This is a genomic window from Pseudomonas sp. PA-6-3C (assembly GCF_021605825.1).
Taxonomy (GTDB): Bacteria; Pseudomonadota; Gammaproteobacteria; order Pseudomonadales; family Pseudomonadaceae; genus Aquipseudomonas; species Aquipseudomonas edaphica.
In genome coordinates, this window is record NZ_WKDV01000002.1 from 203,382 (window position 1) to 220,855 (window position 17,474).

General features: G+C 61.5%; 11 protein-coding genes. 6 read left to right on the forward strand and 5 right to left on the reverse strand.

Annotated elements, in window-relative coordinates; genetic code table 11:
- The first annotated feature begins 1 nt into the window (after position 1).
- From GIW48_RS02750 to pbpC, 6 genes are all read left to right on the forward strand, one after another.
- A complete protein-coding gene (locus tag GIW48_RS02750) occupies positions 2 to 1,300 on the forward strand; it encodes a phosphatase PAP2/dual specificity phosphatase family protein (RefSeq protein ID WP_236460341.1) in 1,299 nt (432 codons plus the stop codon).
- Positions 1,290 to 1,733: a hypothetical protein gene (locus GIW48_RS02755; RefSeq protein WP_176992473.1), complete on the forward strand. Its 444-nt coding sequence runs from the start codon at positions 1,290 to 1,292 to the stop codon at positions 1,731 to 1,733. The genes GIW48_RS02750 and GIW48_RS02755 overlap by 11 nt, the downstream gene beginning before the upstream one ends.
- Positions 1,734 to 1,742: 9 nt before the next feature.
- The gene (locus GIW48_RS02760) at positions 1,743 to 2,363 is read left to right on the forward strand and encodes a lysophospholipid acyltransferase family protein (protein WP_056860933.1); all 621 of its coding nucleotides are present in this window, start codon (positions 1,743 to 1,745) and stop codon (positions 2,361 to 2,363) included.
- A gap of 1 nt (position 2,364) precedes the next feature.
- Entirely contained in the window at positions 2,365 to 3,297 is a 933-nt protein-coding gene (locus GIW48_RS02765; protein ID WP_236460342.1) for a phosphatidate cytidylyltransferase, read from the forward strand.
- A 310-nt stretch (positions 3,298 to 3,607) separates the two neighbouring features.
- On the forward strand, positions 3,608 to 9,424 hold the full coding sequence (locus tag GIW48_RS02770; RefSeq protein WP_236460344.1) for an MG2 domain-containing protein: 5,817 nt from the start codon (positions 3,608 to 3,610) through the stop codon (positions 9,422 to 9,424).
- Positions 9,405 to 11,714, forward strand: coding sequence for a penicillin-binding protein 1C (pbpC, locus tag GIW48_RS02775; protein WP_138450345.1), 2,310 nt, complete (start codon positions 9,405 to 9,407; stop codon positions 11,712 to 11,714). The genes GIW48_RS02770 and pbpC overlap by 20 nt, the downstream gene beginning before the upstream one ends.
- Here the strand turns inward: pbpC and GIW48_RS02780 are convergent.
- From GIW48_RS02780 to glmU, 5 genes are all read right to left on the reverse strand, one after another.
- Positions 11,711 to 12,700, reverse strand: a complete 990-nt coding sequence (locus GIW48_RS02780) for a hypothetical protein (protein WP_236460346.1) — start codon at positions 12,698 to 12,700, stop codon at positions 11,711 to 11,713. The genes pbpC and GIW48_RS02780 overlap by 4 nt on opposite strands.
- A gap of 108 nt (positions 12,701 to 12,808) precedes the next feature.
- Positions 12,809 to 13,174, reverse strand: a complete 366-nt coding sequence (locus tag GIW48_RS02785; RefSeq protein ID WP_236460348.1) for a hypothetical protein — start codon at positions 13,172 to 13,174, stop codon at positions 12,809 to 12,811.
- Between the two features lie 80 nt (positions 13,175 to 13,254).
- Entirely contained in the window at positions 13,255 to 15,087 is a 1,833-nt protein-coding gene (gene glmS / locus GIW48_RS02790; RefSeq protein WP_099550204.1) for a glutamine--fructose-6-phosphate transaminase (isomerizing), read from the reverse strand.
- Positions 15,088 to 15,097: 10 nt separating this feature from the next.
- Positions 15,098 to 15,865, reverse strand: a complete 768-nt coding sequence (locus tag GIW48_RS02795; RefSeq protein ID WP_099550203.1) for a DeoR/GlpR family DNA-binding transcription regulator — start codon at positions 15,863 to 15,865, stop codon at positions 15,098 to 15,100.
- Between the two features lie 241 nt (positions 15,866 to 16,106).
- A complete protein-coding gene (glmU, locus tag GIW48_RS02800) occupies positions 16,107 to 17,474 on the reverse strand; it encodes a bifunctional UDP-N-acetylglucosamine diphosphorylase/glucosamine-1-phosphate N-acetyltransferase GlmU (protein WP_170040598.1) in 1,368 nt (455 codons plus the stop codon).

Below are 17,474 nucleotides of genomic sequence, written 5' to 3' on the forward strand. Positions count from 1 at the left end.
CATGCGCGAACCCGGTTTATTGAAACCCGCAGTCCTGTGGCTATTGCTGTTGGCGCCGCTGTTTTTCAGCACCTACGGCTTTGCCACCTGGGTCACCAGCCAGCGCAGCGATGTGGGCACGCTGGTGTTCGGCTGGGAAACCCATATGCCGTTCTGGGCGTGGACCATCGTGCCCTACTGGTCCATTGACCTGCTGTACGGGTTTTCACTGCTACTGCCCAATACTCGCCATGAGCTGAAACAACACGCGTTGCGCCTGCTCAGTGCGCAGGTCATTGCCGTGAGCTGCTTTTTGATCTGGCCGCTGCGTTTCACCTTTGAACGGCCGGAGCTGGATGGCGTATTCGGCTGGCTGTTTGCAGTGCTGGCCGGGTTCGACAAACCCTTTAACCAGGCGCCGTCGCTGCATATCGCGCTGCTGGTGATTTTGTGGGTCATGTATCAGCGCCACACCCAAGGGTTTTGGCGTTGGCTGGTGCATGGCTGGTTTGCGTTGATAGGTATTTCAGTGCTGACCACTTATCAACATCACTTTATCGACTTACCCACAGGCGCCCTGGCCGGTTGGTTGTGTGTGTGGCTGTGGCCGGTGGAACATCCAAGCCCGCTGTTGAATGCACGGCTGACGCGGGACACAAAACGATGGCGACTGGGCATGCGCTACGGCCTCGGCGCTTTAGTGCTGGTAATCCTGGCCTTGGTGCTGCGCGGCGGGTGGTTGTGGCTGCTTTGGCCAGCGGTTTCCTTGGGTTTGATCAAGGCGAACTACTTTGTACTCGGCGCGTCGGGCTTCCAGAAGCGCAAAGACGGCCGGCTCACTCCTGCCGCGCGCTGGCTGTATGCACCCTATTTAGCGGCTGCGTGGATAAATTCCAGGCTGTGGACACGTAAACATCCACAGCCTGACCAAATTGTGGATAACGTCTGGCTTGGTCGAATTCCTGCCAACGGCGAGCAAGGTTCCTTCAAGGCTATCGTCGATCTGTGCGCCGAATTGCCGATTAATCCACAGGGCCGCGCCTATGAATGCGTGCCCGTGCTGGACCTGATTGCCCCGTCTCCCGCCGAGTGCCAGCAAGCCGCCGAAGCCATTGAACGCCTGCGTTCAAACGGCCCGTTGCTGGTGTGCTGCGCCCTCGGCTACTCACGCAGCGCCACCGCCGCCGCCGCGTGGCTGCTGCACAGCGGACGCGCCGCAACGGTCGACGAGGCACTGGCTATTATTCGTACAGCACGGGCCGAAGTGGTCCTGCATCCTGCTCACCGTAAAGCGTTGGAGGGTTTGCCCCATGCCCGCTGATATGGAACTTCAGGTCGTTGCCAGCCTGCTGCGCCGTGGCCGTTCGCTGGATCAGTTATCCACAGGCCTGACCGTGGCTGGCGTGTTATTTGGCCTCGCACAGTTGCTGTTGGCCAGCGTTTCGACCCTGTGCCTGCTGCTCAGCCTGTGGATGATTATTCTTGGCTTGCTGCAAAAGTACTGGGCCTTGCGCGTGGCCTTCGACGCCGACCTGTTCGCCCTGCTGGCCCGCGACACCGAGCGCACGGCCGATCTCGACCAAGCCTTGCAGACCCTCGGCCTGCAATCGCCCAAACGCGCCGGCCGGCCCTGGATCGAACGCCGTCGCGGCGCGCTCAAACTGCTGCGTAAACAAGCCTGGTTGCTGGGCGCGCAAGCGCTGCTGACCCTGGCCGTCATCCTCGCCAGCCCTTGGCTACCTTTCGCCGGATAAGGAATCCCCATGTTCGAACCCGTGGTCGCCACCCTGATTACCTCGATGGCCCGCACCGTCACCGGCGCCCGCAGCCTGTGGCTGGGCTGCGCACCAGTGCCGGTGCAGCGCATCTACTTCGCCAACCACAGCAGCCACGGTGATTTCGTCTTGTTATGGGCGTCGTTGCCGCAAAACCTGCGCAAATTCACGCGCCCGGTGGCCGGCAGTGATTACTGGAACCAAAGCGCACTGCGCCGCTACATCATCAACCGCGTGTTCAACGGCGTGTTGATCGACCGTGAGCGCAAAGACCCTGTGGATAACCCCTTGCAGCCGATGCTGGCCGCGCTGGAAGGCGGCGATTCCTTGATCATCTTTCCCGAAGGTACGCGCAACCTGGAGGACGGTTTGCTGCCGTTCAAAAGTGGCCTGTATCACCTGGCCAAAAGTTACCCACAGGCCGAATTGATTCCGGTGTGGATCGCCAACCTCAACCGGGTCATGCCCAAGGGCCGCGTACTGCCGCTGCCTTTGCTGTGCACCACCAGCTTCGGCGCGCCGCTGCAACTGGAAGACGGTGAAGACAAATCCGCCTTCCTCGCCCGCACCCGCGATGCCCTGCTTGCCCTCGCCCCGGAGCATGTCTGACATGGATAGCCAAACCCTGATGTTGTTCGGCGGGATCGGTGCGATTCTGGTGCTCGCCTCGCTGATCGGCCTGATCCTCAAACTGCGCACCCGTGGCACACCGAATGCGGTGGTCGACAACCTTAACGCCCGCATCAATGCCTGGTGGGTGATGGTGGTGGTGATCGGCATCGCCTTCTGGCTCGGCACCGGCGCGGTGATCCTGCTGTTCTACGCGGTGTCGTTCTACGCCCTGCGCGAGTTTCTCACCCTCACGCCCACCCGCCGCAGCGATTACCCAGCGCTGGTGGCGGCGTTCTATCTGGCGCTGCCGCTGCAATACCTGCTGATCTACGCCGACTGGTACGGGCTGTTCTCGATCTTTATCCCGGTGTACGTGTTCCTGCTGCTGCCGATCCTCGCCTCACTGGGCGGCGACAGCACGCACTTTCTGGAGCGTGCGTCGAAGGTGCAATGGGGCCTGATGATCGCGGTGTTCTGCGTGTCGTTCGTGCCCGCCCTGCTGACGCTCGACATTCCCGCCTACGAGGGCCGCAACCTGTTGCTGATCGCTTACCTGGTGATCGTGGTGCAGCTGTCGGACGTGCTGCAGTACGTGTGTGGCAAGCTGTTCGGCAAACACAAGATCGCGCCCAACCTGTCGCCGTCCAAAACCGTGGAAGGCTTTGTCGGCGGGATTCTGCTGTCGTCCCTGATCGGCGCGGCGCTGTGGTGGACCACGCCGTTCAACCCGTGGCAGTCATTCCTGATCGCGCTGCTGATCAACCTGCTGGGCTTCGCCGGCGGCATCGTGATGTCGGCGATCAAGCGCGACCGGGGCGTGAAGGATTGGGGGCACATGATCGAAGGCCACGGCGGGATGCTGGATCGCCTGGATTCGGTGTGCTTCGCCGCGCCGATTTTCTTCCACCTTGTGCGCTACTGGTGGACTTGAGACACACACTCTCTCTCAAGCCCAACACACATCAATTGTGGGAGCTGGCTTGCCTGCGATAGCGGAGTGTCAGCCAACATCACTTTTTGGTGTGCCACCGCCATCGCAGGCAAGCCAGCTCCCACAGGGTTTTGTGGTGTATTGGGAGGCCCCGCTCAATCCGAAACCTTGCTTCACGGCCAACCTTTCGATCGGTTTTGCGGTACGCCTCACCTTTGTGCAACACGCCTGAGCACGCTGACCACTTCACGTCATCTTTTGTATCAAAGACGCGTGTAAGATAGGCCGCACTTTGCCAGGGATGCTCACCATGTTCGATTCGTTGAAAGCGATCAGCCGCCGAATTCTCGGCGCTTTACTGACTGTGGTGAGTGCCATCTTTGGCCAATGGCAGCCGCCCGCCTGGCTGCGAGCCACGGGCCGTGGCGTGGGGAGCCTGGGCAATAAGGCCCGCGCCTATCCGCGCCAGGCGGGTGCCGGGGTCTTGGGCCTGCTGCTGCTGGCCGCTGCTGGTTTCTACGGCTGGCACTGGTATTCGAATTTGCCGCAGCCCCACACCGTGGGTTATTCGCTGCATAAGCCGAACCTGACCGATTACACCCAGCAGCCTCCGATTGTGGATAACTTGCAGGTGCGCTTTGCCGAGTCCGTGGCTCCGTTGGCAGCCATTGGCAAGCCGGTCACTGAAGGCATTACCCTTAAACCCGCTGTAGCCGGTGCTTGGCGTTGGTCCGACGACCGCACGTTATTGTTCGTGCCGGAAAAAGACTGGCCCGTCGACGCCCATTACACGCTCGACCTGGCCAAGAAACAGCTGCTGGCTGACGGCGTGCTGCTCAGCCAATACAGCAGCCAGTTCTCCACCCAACCGTTCCGCGCCACCCTGGCGCAAAACGAGCTGTACCAAGACCCGTCCAACCCCACACTGAAACAGCTGGTGGCGACCTTCCACTTTTCCCACCCGGTGGATGAAGACAACCTGCGCAAGCGCGTCTCGGTAACCCTCGGCAAAGGCCTGGCCTACCGCGACGCCCAGCTGCCCAACCGCCCGGAAATCACCTTCGACGACCTCAAGCTCAATGCTTACGTGCGCTCCGCCGCCCTGGCCACGCCACTGGAAAGCACGCCGGTCAGCGCCAAGCTCGATGAAGGCATCAAAGCCCGTGACGGCGGCAATGCCAGCAACGCGCCACTGGTGGCGGAAGTCACCGTGCCCGGCCGTTATCGCCTGACGTTTACCGGTGCCGAAGTCAGCTTTGTCGACAACGAGCGCGGCGAACCGGAACCGGTGTTGATGTTCAGCAGCTCCAGCGCCGTGGCCGATGACACCATCGCCGGTAAGGTCCAGGCCTGGCTGCTGCCGGCCAAGGCTGAAGACGACACGCGCCCTTACACCAGCAACGACATCGACGACGCGATGCTGGCGCGCAGCACCAAGGTCAGCCTGACCCACGTGCCCAGCGTCGAGCCGCTGAACACCCTGCATGCGTTCAAGTTCAAGGCTCCGGCCGGCCGCGCGCTGTATGTACGCGTGCCCGCCAACCTGGAAGCCATTGGCGGTTATCTGGCGAAAAACCCTACCGCTTCGCTGATCAGCATGCCGGCGTACCCACGCACCTTGCAGTTCCTGTCGGACGGCGCGCTGCTGAGCCTCAACGGCGAAAAACGCCTGGGTTTCATGGCCCGTGGCGTGCCCGGTGCCCATGTGGAAATCGCCCGCCTGCTGCCCAACCAGTTGCAGCATTTGGTCGACCAAAGCAGCGGCAGCTTCGCCCGGCCGAATTTCGGCAATGAATACTTCGACCGCATGGTTGAGCGTCAGTCGCTGGATATTGCGTTGTCGTCCAATGACCCGGCGAAAACCGTCTACGACAACGTCGACCTCAGCCACTACCTCACTGCCAATGGCGGCCGTCGCGGTATTTTCGTGCTCAAGCTGAGCCCGCAGGATGACCCGGCCGAGCGCACGTTCGAGTACGAACGCAACAGCACCAGCGACCTGCGTTTTATCGTGGTTACCGACCTTGGCATCATCGCCAAGCGCTCCAGCGACGGCAGCCACGATGTGTTTGTGCAGTCCATCGGCAACGGCTCGCCGGTCGCCGATGCACAAGTCGATATCATGGGTCGCAACGGTCTGCCGGTCGCCAGCGGCCGCACCGATGCCGAAGGCCACGCGCATTTCGCCAAGCTGGATGAACTGCGCCGTGAGAAAACGCCGCTGATGTATGTAGTCACGCGCGGCAATGACCAGTCGTTCCTGCCGATTGCCCGTCAGTCCCAGCAGTTGGACTTTTCACGCTTCGATGTAGGCGGTTTGGAAGAAGACGGCGCGATTAATCGCCTCAGCGCGTATATGTTCACCGACCGTGGCCTGTACCGCCCGGGCGAGACCGCGCACCTGGGCATGATCGTGCGCAGCGGCGACTGGAAAGGTGCGCTGCAAGGCCTGCCGGTTGAACTGCAAATCACCGACCCGCGCGGCCTGGAAGTGATTCGCCAGCCGCTCAAACTGTCCACCAGCGGCTTTGAAACCTTTGATTTCCCCAGCAGTGAAGTCGCCCCCGCCGGTGAGTACACCGCGACTTTGCAGCTGATCGGCCAGAAAAACACCCGCACCGACCTCGGCAGTGTCAGCTTCAAGGTCCGCGACTTCGAGCCGGACCGCATGAAGGTCAGCCTGAGCCTGCACGACACGCCGGTGTTGGGCTGGATTCCACCGGACCAGGTGGTGGCCAAAGTCACCGCGATGCACTTGTTCGGCGCGCCGGCAGCCGGCCGACGTGTCACAGCGAAGATGTCCCTGAGCCCGACGCTCGCGGCCTTTGACCGTTACCCCGATTACCGCTTCCGCCTCAACGACGCCCTGGAAGAAGCCAGCACCGAAGACCTGGCTGAAACCACCGTCGACGACAACGGCCAGGCCGTACTCGACCTCAACCTGCAACGCTTTGCCAGCAGCACCTATCGCCTGCAGGTGATGACCCAGGTGTTCGAGGCCGAAGGCGGCCGCAACGTGGCGGCGCAAAGTGCGCTGCTGGTGTCGTCCGCGCCTTATCTGGTCGGTGTGAAAAGTCAGGATTCGCTGTCGTACGTCGCCAAGGACGCCCCGCGTCAGGTGCAATGGCTGGCCGTCGCGCCGGACCTCACGCCGATGGCCGTGGATGGCCTGACCAGTGAAGTGGTCGAACACCGTTACGTATCGGTACTGGTGAAACAGTCCAACGGCACCTACAAATACGAGTCGCGCATCAAGAACATCAGCCAGCCGGCCTCACCGCTGACGATGACCAAGGACGGCGCCAAGCAGACCCTGAACACCGGCACGCCGGGTGATTTCACCCTGCAGGTCAAAGACGCCAATGGCCGCCTGCTCAACCAGATCGACTACAGCGTGGCCGGGCGCGGCAACACCTCGCGCTCGCTGGAGCGCAACGCCGAGCTGCAACTGCGCCTGGATAAACGCAGCTATGCCACCGGTGATGAGATAGCGATCAGCATCCGCGCGCCTTACACCGGTGCCGGCTTGATCACCATCGAGCGTGACAAGGTTTACACCCAGCAGTGGTTCAAGGCCGACAGCACCAACAGCGTGCAACATATCCGCGTGCCTGCCGGGCTTGAGGGCAATGCCTACGTCAACGTGCAGTTTGTGCGCGACATGGGTTCGCCTGAGGTCTATATGAGCCCGCTGTCCTACGGCGTGGTGCCGTTCAGCATCAACCTGGATGCACGGCGCATGGCGCTCAAGGTTGAAGGCCCGGAGAAGATCGAGCCGGGGCAGACCCTGGATATCAAGGTAACTGCCGACCGCCCAGGCCGCGCGGTGGTTTACGCGGTGGACGAAGGCATCCTGCAAGTGGCGCGTTACCAGACGCCCGACCCGTTGGGCTTCTTCTTCCAGAAACGCGCATTGGAGGTTGGCACCAGTCAGATCCTTGACCTGATCCTGCCGGAATTCAGCCGCCTGCTCAGTGGCGCAGCGCCCGGTGGTGACACCGAAGGCGCGCTGGCCAACCACCTCAACCCGTTCAAGCGTAAACACCAGCCGCCCGTGGCCTGGTGGTCCGGGTTGGTTGACCTGCCGGCCGGTGAAACCGTGCTGCATTACCAGGTGCCGGACAGCTTCAACGGCAAGCTGCACCTGTTTGCGGTGGCAGTGGACAGTGACAGCGTGGGCGTCAGCGAGGCCAATACCGAAGTGCGCGGGCCGATTGTGATCACGCCGAACGTGCCGGCCTTTGTGGCGCCGGGGGACGTGTTCAATGTGAGCGCCGGGGTGTTCAGTAACCTCGACGCGGCAGCGGACGTGAAGTTTGAAGTGCAGACCAGCGACGGGCTAAACGTGCAGGGCGACAAAGGCAGTACCCTGTCGCTGCAACCGCGCAAGGAAGGCACTGCCGAGTTCAAGATCAAGGTCGGTGAAACCCTCGGCTCCGCGGACCTGCGTTTTGTCGCGGTACTGCCGAACGGCAAACGTATCCAGGTCGCAGAAACCACGTCGATCCGCCCACTGAGCGAGCATCGCGTGGCCTTGAGCCTGGGCCGGTTCGACAGCACCAGCAAAGAGCTGAAACCGACGCGTGAGCTGTTCAGCCAATTGCGCGATGTGCAACTGGGTGTGGCTGCCTCGCCGCTGGTATGGGCCAACGGCCTCAAGCATTACCTGGATGACTATGGCTACGCCTGCACCGAGCAATTGGTGTCCAAGGCCATGCCGGCGTTGATCTGGGGCGGTACCGCGCCAGAAGCCGAACAAGCCTTCAGCGGCGCGGTGCGCATGCTGCGCCAGCGCCAGAACTCGGCCGGTGGCTTTGGTTTGTGGGCCGCCAACCCGGACGTGGCGCCGTATGCCAGCCTGTACGCCACCGACTTCCTGATCGAAGCCAAGGAACGCGGGCTGCCGGTGCCGGAAGACCTGCTGGCGCGCTCCAACGCCTACCTGACCGACTTGGCCAATGGCCCAAGCGAAGGTCTGTCGGAATTGCGCAACCGTGCCTACGCCAGTTACCTCTTGAGCCGTCAGGGAATTCTGGTGAGCGGCGCCTTGAGCGATATCCGCGAGCGCTACGAGAGCTACTTCAAAGACACCTGGCAGAACGACCTGGGCGCCGCTTACCTGGCGGCCAGTTACAAGCTGCTCAAGCAGGATCGTCAGGCCGACACCTTGTTCCGCAAAATCCCGTGGCGTTCGCTGGTGGATAAGTGGGACAGCGACGGCCTGTATTACGACCCGCTGGTACACGACGCCGAGCACTTGCACCTGCTGGCGCGCCACTTCCCCGAGTTGCTTGACGATGTACCGACGGCGCTGCTGGATAAACTCGGCAAGCGCCTGAACGAACAGCGTTACAACTCGCTGTCGGCCGCCCTGCTGCTGCGCGCCCTGGACAATTATGGCCAGCGCGCCCAGAGCGACATGACCCTCAAGGCGACCGCCTGGCTGGGCGACAAGCAACAGCAATTGCTGGAGATGGCCGGCCAGCCACCGCGCGCCGCCGTGCCGGGTAAAACGCAGAAGCTGGTGATGGAAAAAACCGACGGACCGGCCGCCTTCTACATGCTCAGCGAAGCCGGTTTCGACAAGGGCGCCAAGCTCAAGCCCATCAACAATGGCCTGGAGATCATCCACGAATACCTCGACCTCAAAGGCGAGCCAGTGAGCAAAGTCGCGGTGGGCGACGAGTTCCTGGTGCGCCTGCGCCTGCGCGCCACCGACCGCGACCAAGTGCAGCAAGTGGCCGTGGTCGATCTGCTGCCCGGTGGCGTCGAGCCTGTGTATAACTTGCCGCCGGAGCCGGAAGCGGCCGCCAGCAACGAAGAAAGTGAAAGTGAAGGCGACGATTCCGAGTACGTGGAAACCGCAGACGGTGACGAAGCCGATACCTGGCAGGCGCCGATCGGCGAAACCGAGCTGAGCAACTGGCAGCCGGACTACGTGGACGTGCGCGATGATCGAGTGGTGTTGTACGGCACCGCGCTGCGTGATGTAGGCACTTTCGTGTACCGCGTGCGCGCCACCAACGCAGGGACGTTCAATACGCCACCGGCCTACGCCGAAGGCATGTACGAAACCACCCTGCAAGGGCGCGGCAAAGTAGGCCAGCTTGAAATTACCAAGCCTTAAACGCCTGACGCCGCTGCTTGCAGCGGCGGTACTCTTTACAGGCACGCTGGCGGGGCTGCGATGGTGGCCCCATGCCCCGCTGGAACAGGCCGTCACCTCGTCCCGCGTGGTGTTGGCCGATGACGGCGCGTTGCTGCGCATGACCTTGGCGCAGGACGGGCAATATCGCCTGTGGCTGCCGCTGGAGCGCATGTCGCCGTCACTGGTCGAGGCCTTGCTGCTAAAGGAAGACCGCAATTTCTATTGGCACCCGGGCATCAACCCCCCGGCGTTGCTGCGCGCGGCCATGGCCACCTACAGCGGCGGCCAGCGTCAGGGCGGCTCGACCTTGAGCATGCAGCTGGCGCGGCGGCTGTGGGACCTCAACACCCGCCAAGTGCCGGGCAAATTGCAGCAGATGGCCCTGGCGCTGTGGCTGGAAGCGCGCTACAGCAAGCACGATATCCTTGAGGCTTACCTGAACCTGGCGCCCATGGGTGGCAATATCGAGGGCGCCGAAGCGGCCAGCCGGATTTACTTTGGCAAGTCGGCGGCGCAGTTGTCGTTGTCCGAAGCCTTGGCGCTGGCGGTGATCCCACAGCAACCGGGGCGACGCGCGCGCTTCGGGCCGTCGCTGCAAAATGCGCGGCTGCGCTTGATGGCCGACTGGCGCGAAACTTATCCACAGGACCCGCGTAACGACAGTTTGCTCGACTTGCCTCTGGAGGCGCGCAACCGCCAGCAGATACCGTTTCTGGCACCGCACTTGAGCGAACAGCTGCTGGCGTCGCAACCCGGCAACGAACTCAACTCAACCCTCAACCTGCCTTTGCAGCAACTGCTCGAACGCTTGATCACAGGCTTTATTGCCGAGCGGCGCAGTACCGGTGTGGAAAACGCCACGGCCATCCTTGTGGACAGCCGCGACCAGAGCGTCAAGGCGCTGGTAGGTTCGGCGGATTACTTATCCACAGGCATCCACGGGCAGGTCAACGGCGTGTTGTCGCGGCGCTCGCCGGGGTCGACGCTCAAGCCGTTTCTGTATGGGTTGGCGCTGGATCAGGGGGTTATCCACCCCATGAGCATCCTCAAGGATTTACCCAGTAACTTCGGCTACTTCCAGCCGGAAAATTTCGACGGCAGTTTTGTCGGGCCACTGACAGCGCGGGATGCGTTGATCCGTAGTCGCAATATTCCGGCGGTGTGGCTCGCCAGCCAAGTGCAGTCGCCCTCGCTGTATGGCTTGCTGCAACGCGCCGGTATCAAAGGCTTGCGTGGGGAAAGCCACTACGGTTTGGCCCTGGCCTTGGGCGGCGGCGAGATGACGCCGGAGGAACTGGCGCGCCTGTATGTGATGCTGGCGGGTGACGGGCATTTGCGGCCTTTGCGCTATTTGCAGGAACAGCCGCAAACCACTGGAGCGCAACTGCTCACGCCCCAAGCGGCGTTTATGGTGCGCGACATGCTGCGCCGCAACCCGCGCCCGGATGGTCTGCCCGGCCGCCACTGGCGCACGGCCTGGAAAACCGGCACGTCGTGGGGCTTTCATGATGCCTGGAGCGCAGGCCTGGTCGGGCCGTATGTGCTGGTGGTGTGGGTGGGTAATTTTGATGGGCGGCCGAACCCGACGTTTATCGGCGCCAAAACCGCCGCGCCGCTGTTCTTCCGTATCGCCGACGCCCTGCCGCTGGCCTTGCCCAACGTGGTGATCAAGCCCGACAAGCCGCCCGCCGGGCTGGTGCGCATCGACGTGTGCGCGGCCTCCGGCGAATTGCCCAACCGCTGGTGCCCGCAAACCCGCAAGACCTGGTACATCCCTGGCGTGTCGCCGATTCGCGTGTCCAACCTGCACCGCCCGGTACTGATCGACACCCGCACCGGCAAGGCCGCATGCCCGCCGTTCGACCCGCAATACACCCGCGAAGAAGTCTTCGAATTCTGGCCCAGCGACGTGCAGCGCCTATACCGCGCCGCCGGCCTGCCCCGGCGCACGCCACCGAACGTGATGAAAAATTGCCAACCCAACCGCATCAGCGACCAAAGCGAAGCGCCGCAGATTCGCTCGCCGCTGACACAGGTGAGCTACCAGTTGCGCCTGTCCCAGCCGCAGGAAAGCATTCCGCTCAATGCCAACGCGGCCAGTGATGCGACCACGCTGTACTGGTTTGCCGACCAGACCCTGATCGGCCAAGGCCCGCCGCAAACCACCTTGAACTGGCGGCCGGGCAAGTCGGGCGAGTATCGGTTGCGGGTCAGTGATGATCAGGGCCGCAGTGCGAGCCGCGGGTTACGAGTAGAGTTTGTACCTTAGGTCAACTCGGTTTTGAAAACGCTCGCCACCAACGCCTGCAACGCGCGTATTTGGGTAGTGGAAAAGATCAAAGCGACAATAATCACGCTCAGCCAGATCAAAAGGATCTTGAATGGATCGAACTCGAGCGCCACCAATGCCCACGTCACCAGGCCGCCACCGATCACGCCAACCACTCCCCAGGCGATAAGTATGGGCTGAACCCGCTTGTGGATATCTCGATAAAGAAACACCCGTGCAACGCACATCAGCACGAATACTATGCCCATCCAACCGAAGGCAGCCAACAACGGCAGCGATAAACCTTGGCGCTGATACAACAAAGCCACCCATTCATGGAATGGCCCCAATCCAGCCATTTGCTGGAACGTATCGCGGCTGGGCAACTGCCACTGCATCCATTGCGCCGGATCTATAAGCAGTAGCGCCATACTGAACAACACCACCAACGCACTGCATAACCCCAAGGCGCGCCACGCTGGCACAGCGAGACGATAGTTGTTCACAGTGCGCAGCCGCTCCACACCAAATACCGTATCGGCCTCCTCACCCCGGACGATCACCGTTTTACCGTTACGCTGTATTGCAGTACCGATAACCATGACCTCCAGGCTTTCGCTGAGCAAGATTTCTCCTTGTTGGCGGCCCGGTCCTGCGGTGTAACGATAGTCCCCTAGCTGTGGCACTTGGCCTGAAAACAACTCAATGCCTTCGGCGATGATATCCACAGTGCCGTGGGCATCCTTGAGCGCAAAGTCATTGCATTGTGCGTCAGTAAATACTGTCCGCCATGCATCCCTTTCGCCGCTGTCGCGGTAGCTCTCCTGGATCTGCAGTGAATACCCGGCACAGGGCAAGCCATCCACTGGGGATAAGCGCGACTCTTTGAGCATCACAGTGCCACAGACTTTTACCAGACCAGGTCTCAGCGAGTACGAAAGGCTGAGCGGCAAGCGTTTGTCCGCACGGTAGAAACCTCTGTTCATAGTGATGACACCCCTGTCTGGCTATCCATAAGGCTGCATTCTAGGGATAAGGTGGCCGCTAATGCACATCAATGAGGCAGGGAGCATGGGGGTTCTCGGCGGGCTACCTCATGCAGTCAACTCGGTGTAATTCGACTCGCCGCCACCTGTCGCGCCCGACAACCAGCCCCAAACAAAGCTCAAGGTTGTGCGCCCTGACGCGTCGACACCCACTGTACCTCTCGACCACCCGGCAAGTAGTTGCTCGTCCACTGTCACACAGTAAAAAAGCAGCTCAAAGGTGTTGTGACCTGTCACCTGTCCGACCTGCGCTCCCAAACGAATCCGACCGCCTTCGTAAGTACTCGAAATAACGCCATCTTCGACCAGGTAATGAAATACCGTACCGACACCGGACAGTCCTTGGGCGTTGTTCGCCACCGCAAATCGGCGATTGTGCAAGCGTGCGTGTACGATTGTAGAGAGGCTTTGCATAAACGGGCGTCCTTGAGTTGGCGGCTCCAGCATGTAAAAAGGGGCTATTGAAATAGCCCCTTCCGATACGCCAGCAGCGCTTACTCCACCGTCACCGACTTCGCCAGGTTACGCGGCTGGTCAACGTCAGTGCCCTTGAGCACAGCAACGTAATACGACAGCAGCTGCAACGGGATGGTGTAGAGGATCGGCGACAGGGTGTCGTGGATGTGCGGCATGTTGATCACGTGGGTGCCTTCGCCATTGGTCATGCCAGCCTTTTCGTCGGCAAACACGATCAACTGGCCGCCACGCGCGCGTACTTCCTGCAGGTTGGATTTGAGCTTTTCCAGCAGTTCGTTGTTCGGCGCGACGGTGACCACCGGCATGTCGTCATCCACCAGGGCCAAGGGGCCGTGTTTGAGTTCGCCGGCCGGGTAGGCTTCGGCGTGGATGTACGAGATTTCCTTGAGCTTGAGTGAGCCTTCCATCGCTACCGGGTATTGCGCGCCACGGCCGAGGAACAGGGTGTGGTTTTTGTCGGCGAACAGTTCGGCGACTTTTTCCACGGTGCTGTCCATGGCCAGGGCTTCGCCCAGACGGGCCGGCAGGCGGCGCAGTTCTTCAACCAATGTGGCTTCGACGCCTTCGGCGAGGGTGCCGCGCACCTGGCCCAGGGACAGGGTCAGCAGCAACAGGCCAACGAGTTGGGTGGTAAAGGCTTTGGTGGACGCCACGCCGATTTCGCGACCGGCCTGGGTCAACAGGGTCAGGTCGGACTCGCGCACCAGCGAGCTGATGCTGACGTTGCAGATTGCCAGGCTGCCAAGGAAGCCGAGTTCTTTGGCATTACGCAGCGCGGCCAGGGTGTCAGCCGTTTCGCCGGACTGGGAGATGGTCACGAACAGGGTGTCGGGCTGCACCACCACCTTGCGGTAGCGGAACTCGCTGGCGACTTCGACCTGGCACGGGATGCCGGCCAGTTCTTCGAGCCAGTAACGGGCAACCATACCGGCGTGGTAGCTGGTGCCGCAGGCGACGATCTGCACATTGCGCACTTTGGCGAACAGCTCGGCGGCTTGTGGGCCGAAGGCGTTGACCAGCACTTGGTTCTGGCTCAGGCGGCCTTCCAGGGTGCGTTGCACCACAGACGGTTGCTCGTGGATTTCCTTGAGCATGAAGTGGCGGAATTCGCCTTTATCAGCGGCCTCGGCACCGTCGCGGTATTGCACAGCTTCGCGCTCGACCGGCACGCCGTTGACGTCCCAGATCTGCACACTTTCACGGCGAATATCGGCGATATCACCTTCTTCCAGGTACATGAAGCGGTCAGTCACTTGGCGCAGGGCCAGTTGGTCGGAGGCAAGGAAGTTTTCGCCCAGGCCCAGGCCAATCACCAACGGGCTGCCACTGCGCGCAGCCACCACGCGGTCGGGTTGGCTGGCGCAGACCACGGCCAGGCCGTAGGCGCCGTGCAGTTCCTTGACCGTAGCCTTGAGCGCGACGGTCAGGTCGCCGAGGTCCTTGAGCTTGTGGTTGAGCAGATGGGCGATGACTTCGGTGTCGGTGTCCGAGGTGAACTCATAGCCCAGGCCCTTGAGCTGTTCGCGCAGCACTTCGTGGTTTTCGATGATGCCGTTGTGCACCACGGCCAGGTCGCCGGAGAAATGCGGGTGAGCGTTACGTTCGCACGGTGCACCGTGGGTGGCCCAACGGGTGTGGGCGATGCCAAGACGACCCACCAGCGGCTCGCCGAGCAAAGCTTGTTCCAGCTCGCTGACTTTGCCTGGGCGGCGCATGCGCTCGAGCTTGCCGGCGTTGGTAAATACGGCTACACCGGCGCTGTCATAGCCGCGGTATTCCAGACGTTTGAGGCCTTCAAGCAGGATGGCGGTGACGTTGCGTTCAGCGACTGCGCCTACAATTCCACACATGGTGTATCTCCTAGATGATTGCCGCGCATATCAGCGTAATGCCGCGGGCTTGGATCTGGTCGCGGGCCTCAAGCGGCAGGCGATCATCGGTAATAAGGGTATGGACGCTGCTCCAGGGCAGCTCCAGGTTGGGGATCTTGCGGCCGATCTTGTCGGATTCGACCATCACCACCACTTCACGGGCGACGTCGGCCATTACACGGCTCAGGCCCAGCAGTTCGTTGAAGGTGGTGGTGCCACGTTCCAGATCGATGCCGTCGGCGCCGATAAACAACTGATCAAAATCATAGGAACGCAGCACTTGTTCGGCGACCTGGCCCTGGAATGAATCCGAATGCGGGTCCCAGGTGCCGCCGGTCATCAATAACACCGGCTCATGTTCCAGCTCGCTCAGCGCGCGGGCCACGTGCAGGGAGTTGGTCATCACCACCAGGCCCGGCTGGTGGCCGAGCTCCGGGATCATGGCGGCGGTGGTGCTGCCGCTGTCGATGATGATGCGCGCGTGTTCACGCAAGCGCATGACGGCCGCCCGGGCGATGGCGCGCTTGTACGCCGAGATGGGCTGGGCGGCATCACCGACCAGCTCTTGGGGCATGGTGATCGCGCCACCGTAGCGGCGCAGCAGCAGGCCATTGCTTTCGAGGGCGGCGAGGTCCTTGCGGATGGTCACTTCCGACGTTTCGAAACGTTTGGCCAATTCGTCCACGCTGACTTCGCCCTGTTCATTGAGCAGGGTCAGAATGTTGTGGCGTCGTTGGGGTGTATTTCGTTTCGACATGGTAGTGATAAGTTTCGTTTCGAAAGATAACGAAGACAATCAAAACCTATTGGCGAAAGATCGTCAAGCGGCAAGCTGTAATTTTTACGCTGATTTTTACTAACACCACTCAACCAATGTGGGAGCTGCCTTGCCTGCGATGGCGGAGTGTCAGGCAACATTCATCGTGAATGCCAGACCGCTATCGCAGGCAAGCCAGCTCCCACAGGAGATAGCATTAGCTGGTGAGGTTGTGGATAACTCAGGTCTTTTTGATTTTGACCGGGCGTTTCCAGCCGTCGATGTTGCGCTGGCGGGCGCGGGCAACAGCCAGTTGGGACTTATCCACATCCTGGTTGATGGTCGAACCTGCCGCAGTGTTTGAACCATCCCCAATGGTGACCGGCGCAATCAGCGAGTTGTTGGAGCCGATAAATACATCCTCACCAATGGTGGTCTGGTACTTGTTGGCGCCATCGTAGTTGCAGGTGATCGCACCGGCGCCGATGTTGCTGCGCGCGCCGATCACCGCATCGCCGAGGTAGGCCAAGTGACCGGCCTTGGCGTCGTCGCCCATTTTCGCGTTCTTGAGTTCAACGAAGTTGCCGACGTGCGCACGGGCACCCAGCACACTGCCCGGACGAAGGCGCGCAAACGGACCGGCATCACTACCCTCGCCCATCACTGCACCCTCAAGATGGCTGTTGGCCTTGACCACCACGCCTTTGCGCAAGGTGCTGTCCTTGATTACGCAGTTAGGGCCAATTACCACGTTATCTTCGATGATCACACGACCCTCGAGGATTACGTTGATGTCGATCAGCACGTCGCGGCCCACGCTGACTTCACCGCGCACGTCGAAACGCGCCGGATCACGCAGGGTTACGCCCTGGGCCATCAGGCGGCGACCTTCACGCAGTTGGTAGTGGCGCTCAAGCTCGGCAAGCTGCTTGCGGTCGTTGGCGCCCTGCACTTCCATCGGGTCATGGGGCTGCTCGGTGGCAACCAGCAGGCCGTCACTGACGGCCATCTCAATGACGTCGGTGAGGTAGTACTCGCCCTGGGCATTGTTGTTGGACAAGCGGCTCATCCAGTCCGCCAGCATGTTGGCCGGCACGGCGAGAATGCCGGTGTTGCCTTCAGTTATCGCGCGTTGGGCTTCGCTGGCGTCTTTGTGCTCGACGATGGCCGCAACCTTGCCGCTCGCATCGCGCACGATGCGGCCGTAGCCGGTTGGGTCATCCAGCTCAACGGTGAGCAGGCCCACCTGGCCAGGTACCACTTGCTTGAGCAGGCGTTGCAGGGTTTCGACTTCGATCAGCGGTACGTCGCCGTAGAGGATCAGTACGGTGTCGCCGCTGATGAACGGTACGGCCTGCGCAGTCGCGTGGCCGGTGCCCAGTTGTTTGTCCTGCAACACGAAATTCAGGTCATCCGCGGCCAGGCGTTCACGCACCACGTCGGCGCCGTGGCCGATCACCACGTGAATACGCTGGGGGTCCAGTTGCCGGGCGCTATGGATAACATGACCGAGCATGGAATTGCCTGCGACCGGATGCAGAACCTTGGGCAGAGCCGAACGCATGCGGGTGCCCTGGCCTGCGGCGAGAATGACGATTTCAAGAGACAT

Excerpts from the sequence above, each read along its gene's own strand:
- GIW48_RS02760 (WP_056860933.1), top strand. The coding sequence starts at position 1,743 with ATGTTCGAACCCGTGGTCGCCACCCTGATTACCTCGATGGCCCGCACC.
- GIW48_RS02770 (WP_236460344.1), top strand. The coding sequence starts at position 3,608 with ATGTTCGATTCGTTGAAAGCGATCAGCCGCCGAATTCTCGGCGCTTTA.
- glmS (WP_099550204.1), bottom strand. The coding sequence starts at position 15,087 with ATGTGTGGAATTGTAGGCGCAGTCGCTGAACGCAACGTCACCGCCATC.
- GIW48_RS02755 (WP_176992473.1), top strand. The coding sequence starts at position 1,290 with ATGCCCGCTGATATGGAACTTCAGGTCGTTGCCAGCCTGCTGCGCCGT.
- GIW48_RS02780 (WP_236460346.1), bottom strand. The coding sequence starts at position 12,700 with ATGAACAGAGGTTTCTACCGTGCGGACAAACGCTTGCCGCTCAGCCTT.
- glmU (WP_170040598.1), bottom strand. The coding sequence starts at position 17,474 with ATGTCTCTTGAAATCGTCATTCTCGCCGCAGGCCAGGGCACCCGCATG.
- GIW48_RS02795 (WP_099550203.1), bottom strand. The coding sequence starts at position 15,865 with ATGTCGAAACGAAATACACCCCAACGACGCCACAACATTCTGACCCTG.
- GIW48_RS02765 (WP_236460342.1), top strand. The coding sequence starts at position 2,365 with ATGGATAGCCAAACCCTGATGTTGTTCGGCGGGATCGGTGCGATTCTG.
- GIW48_RS02750 (WP_236460341.1), top strand. The coding sequence starts at position 2 with ATGCGCGAACCCGGTTTATTGAAACCCGCAGTCCTGTGGCTATTGCTG.
- GIW48_RS02785 (WP_236460348.1), bottom strand. The coding sequence starts at position 13,174 with ATGCAAAGCCTCTCTACAATCGTACACGCACGCTTGCACAATCGCCGA.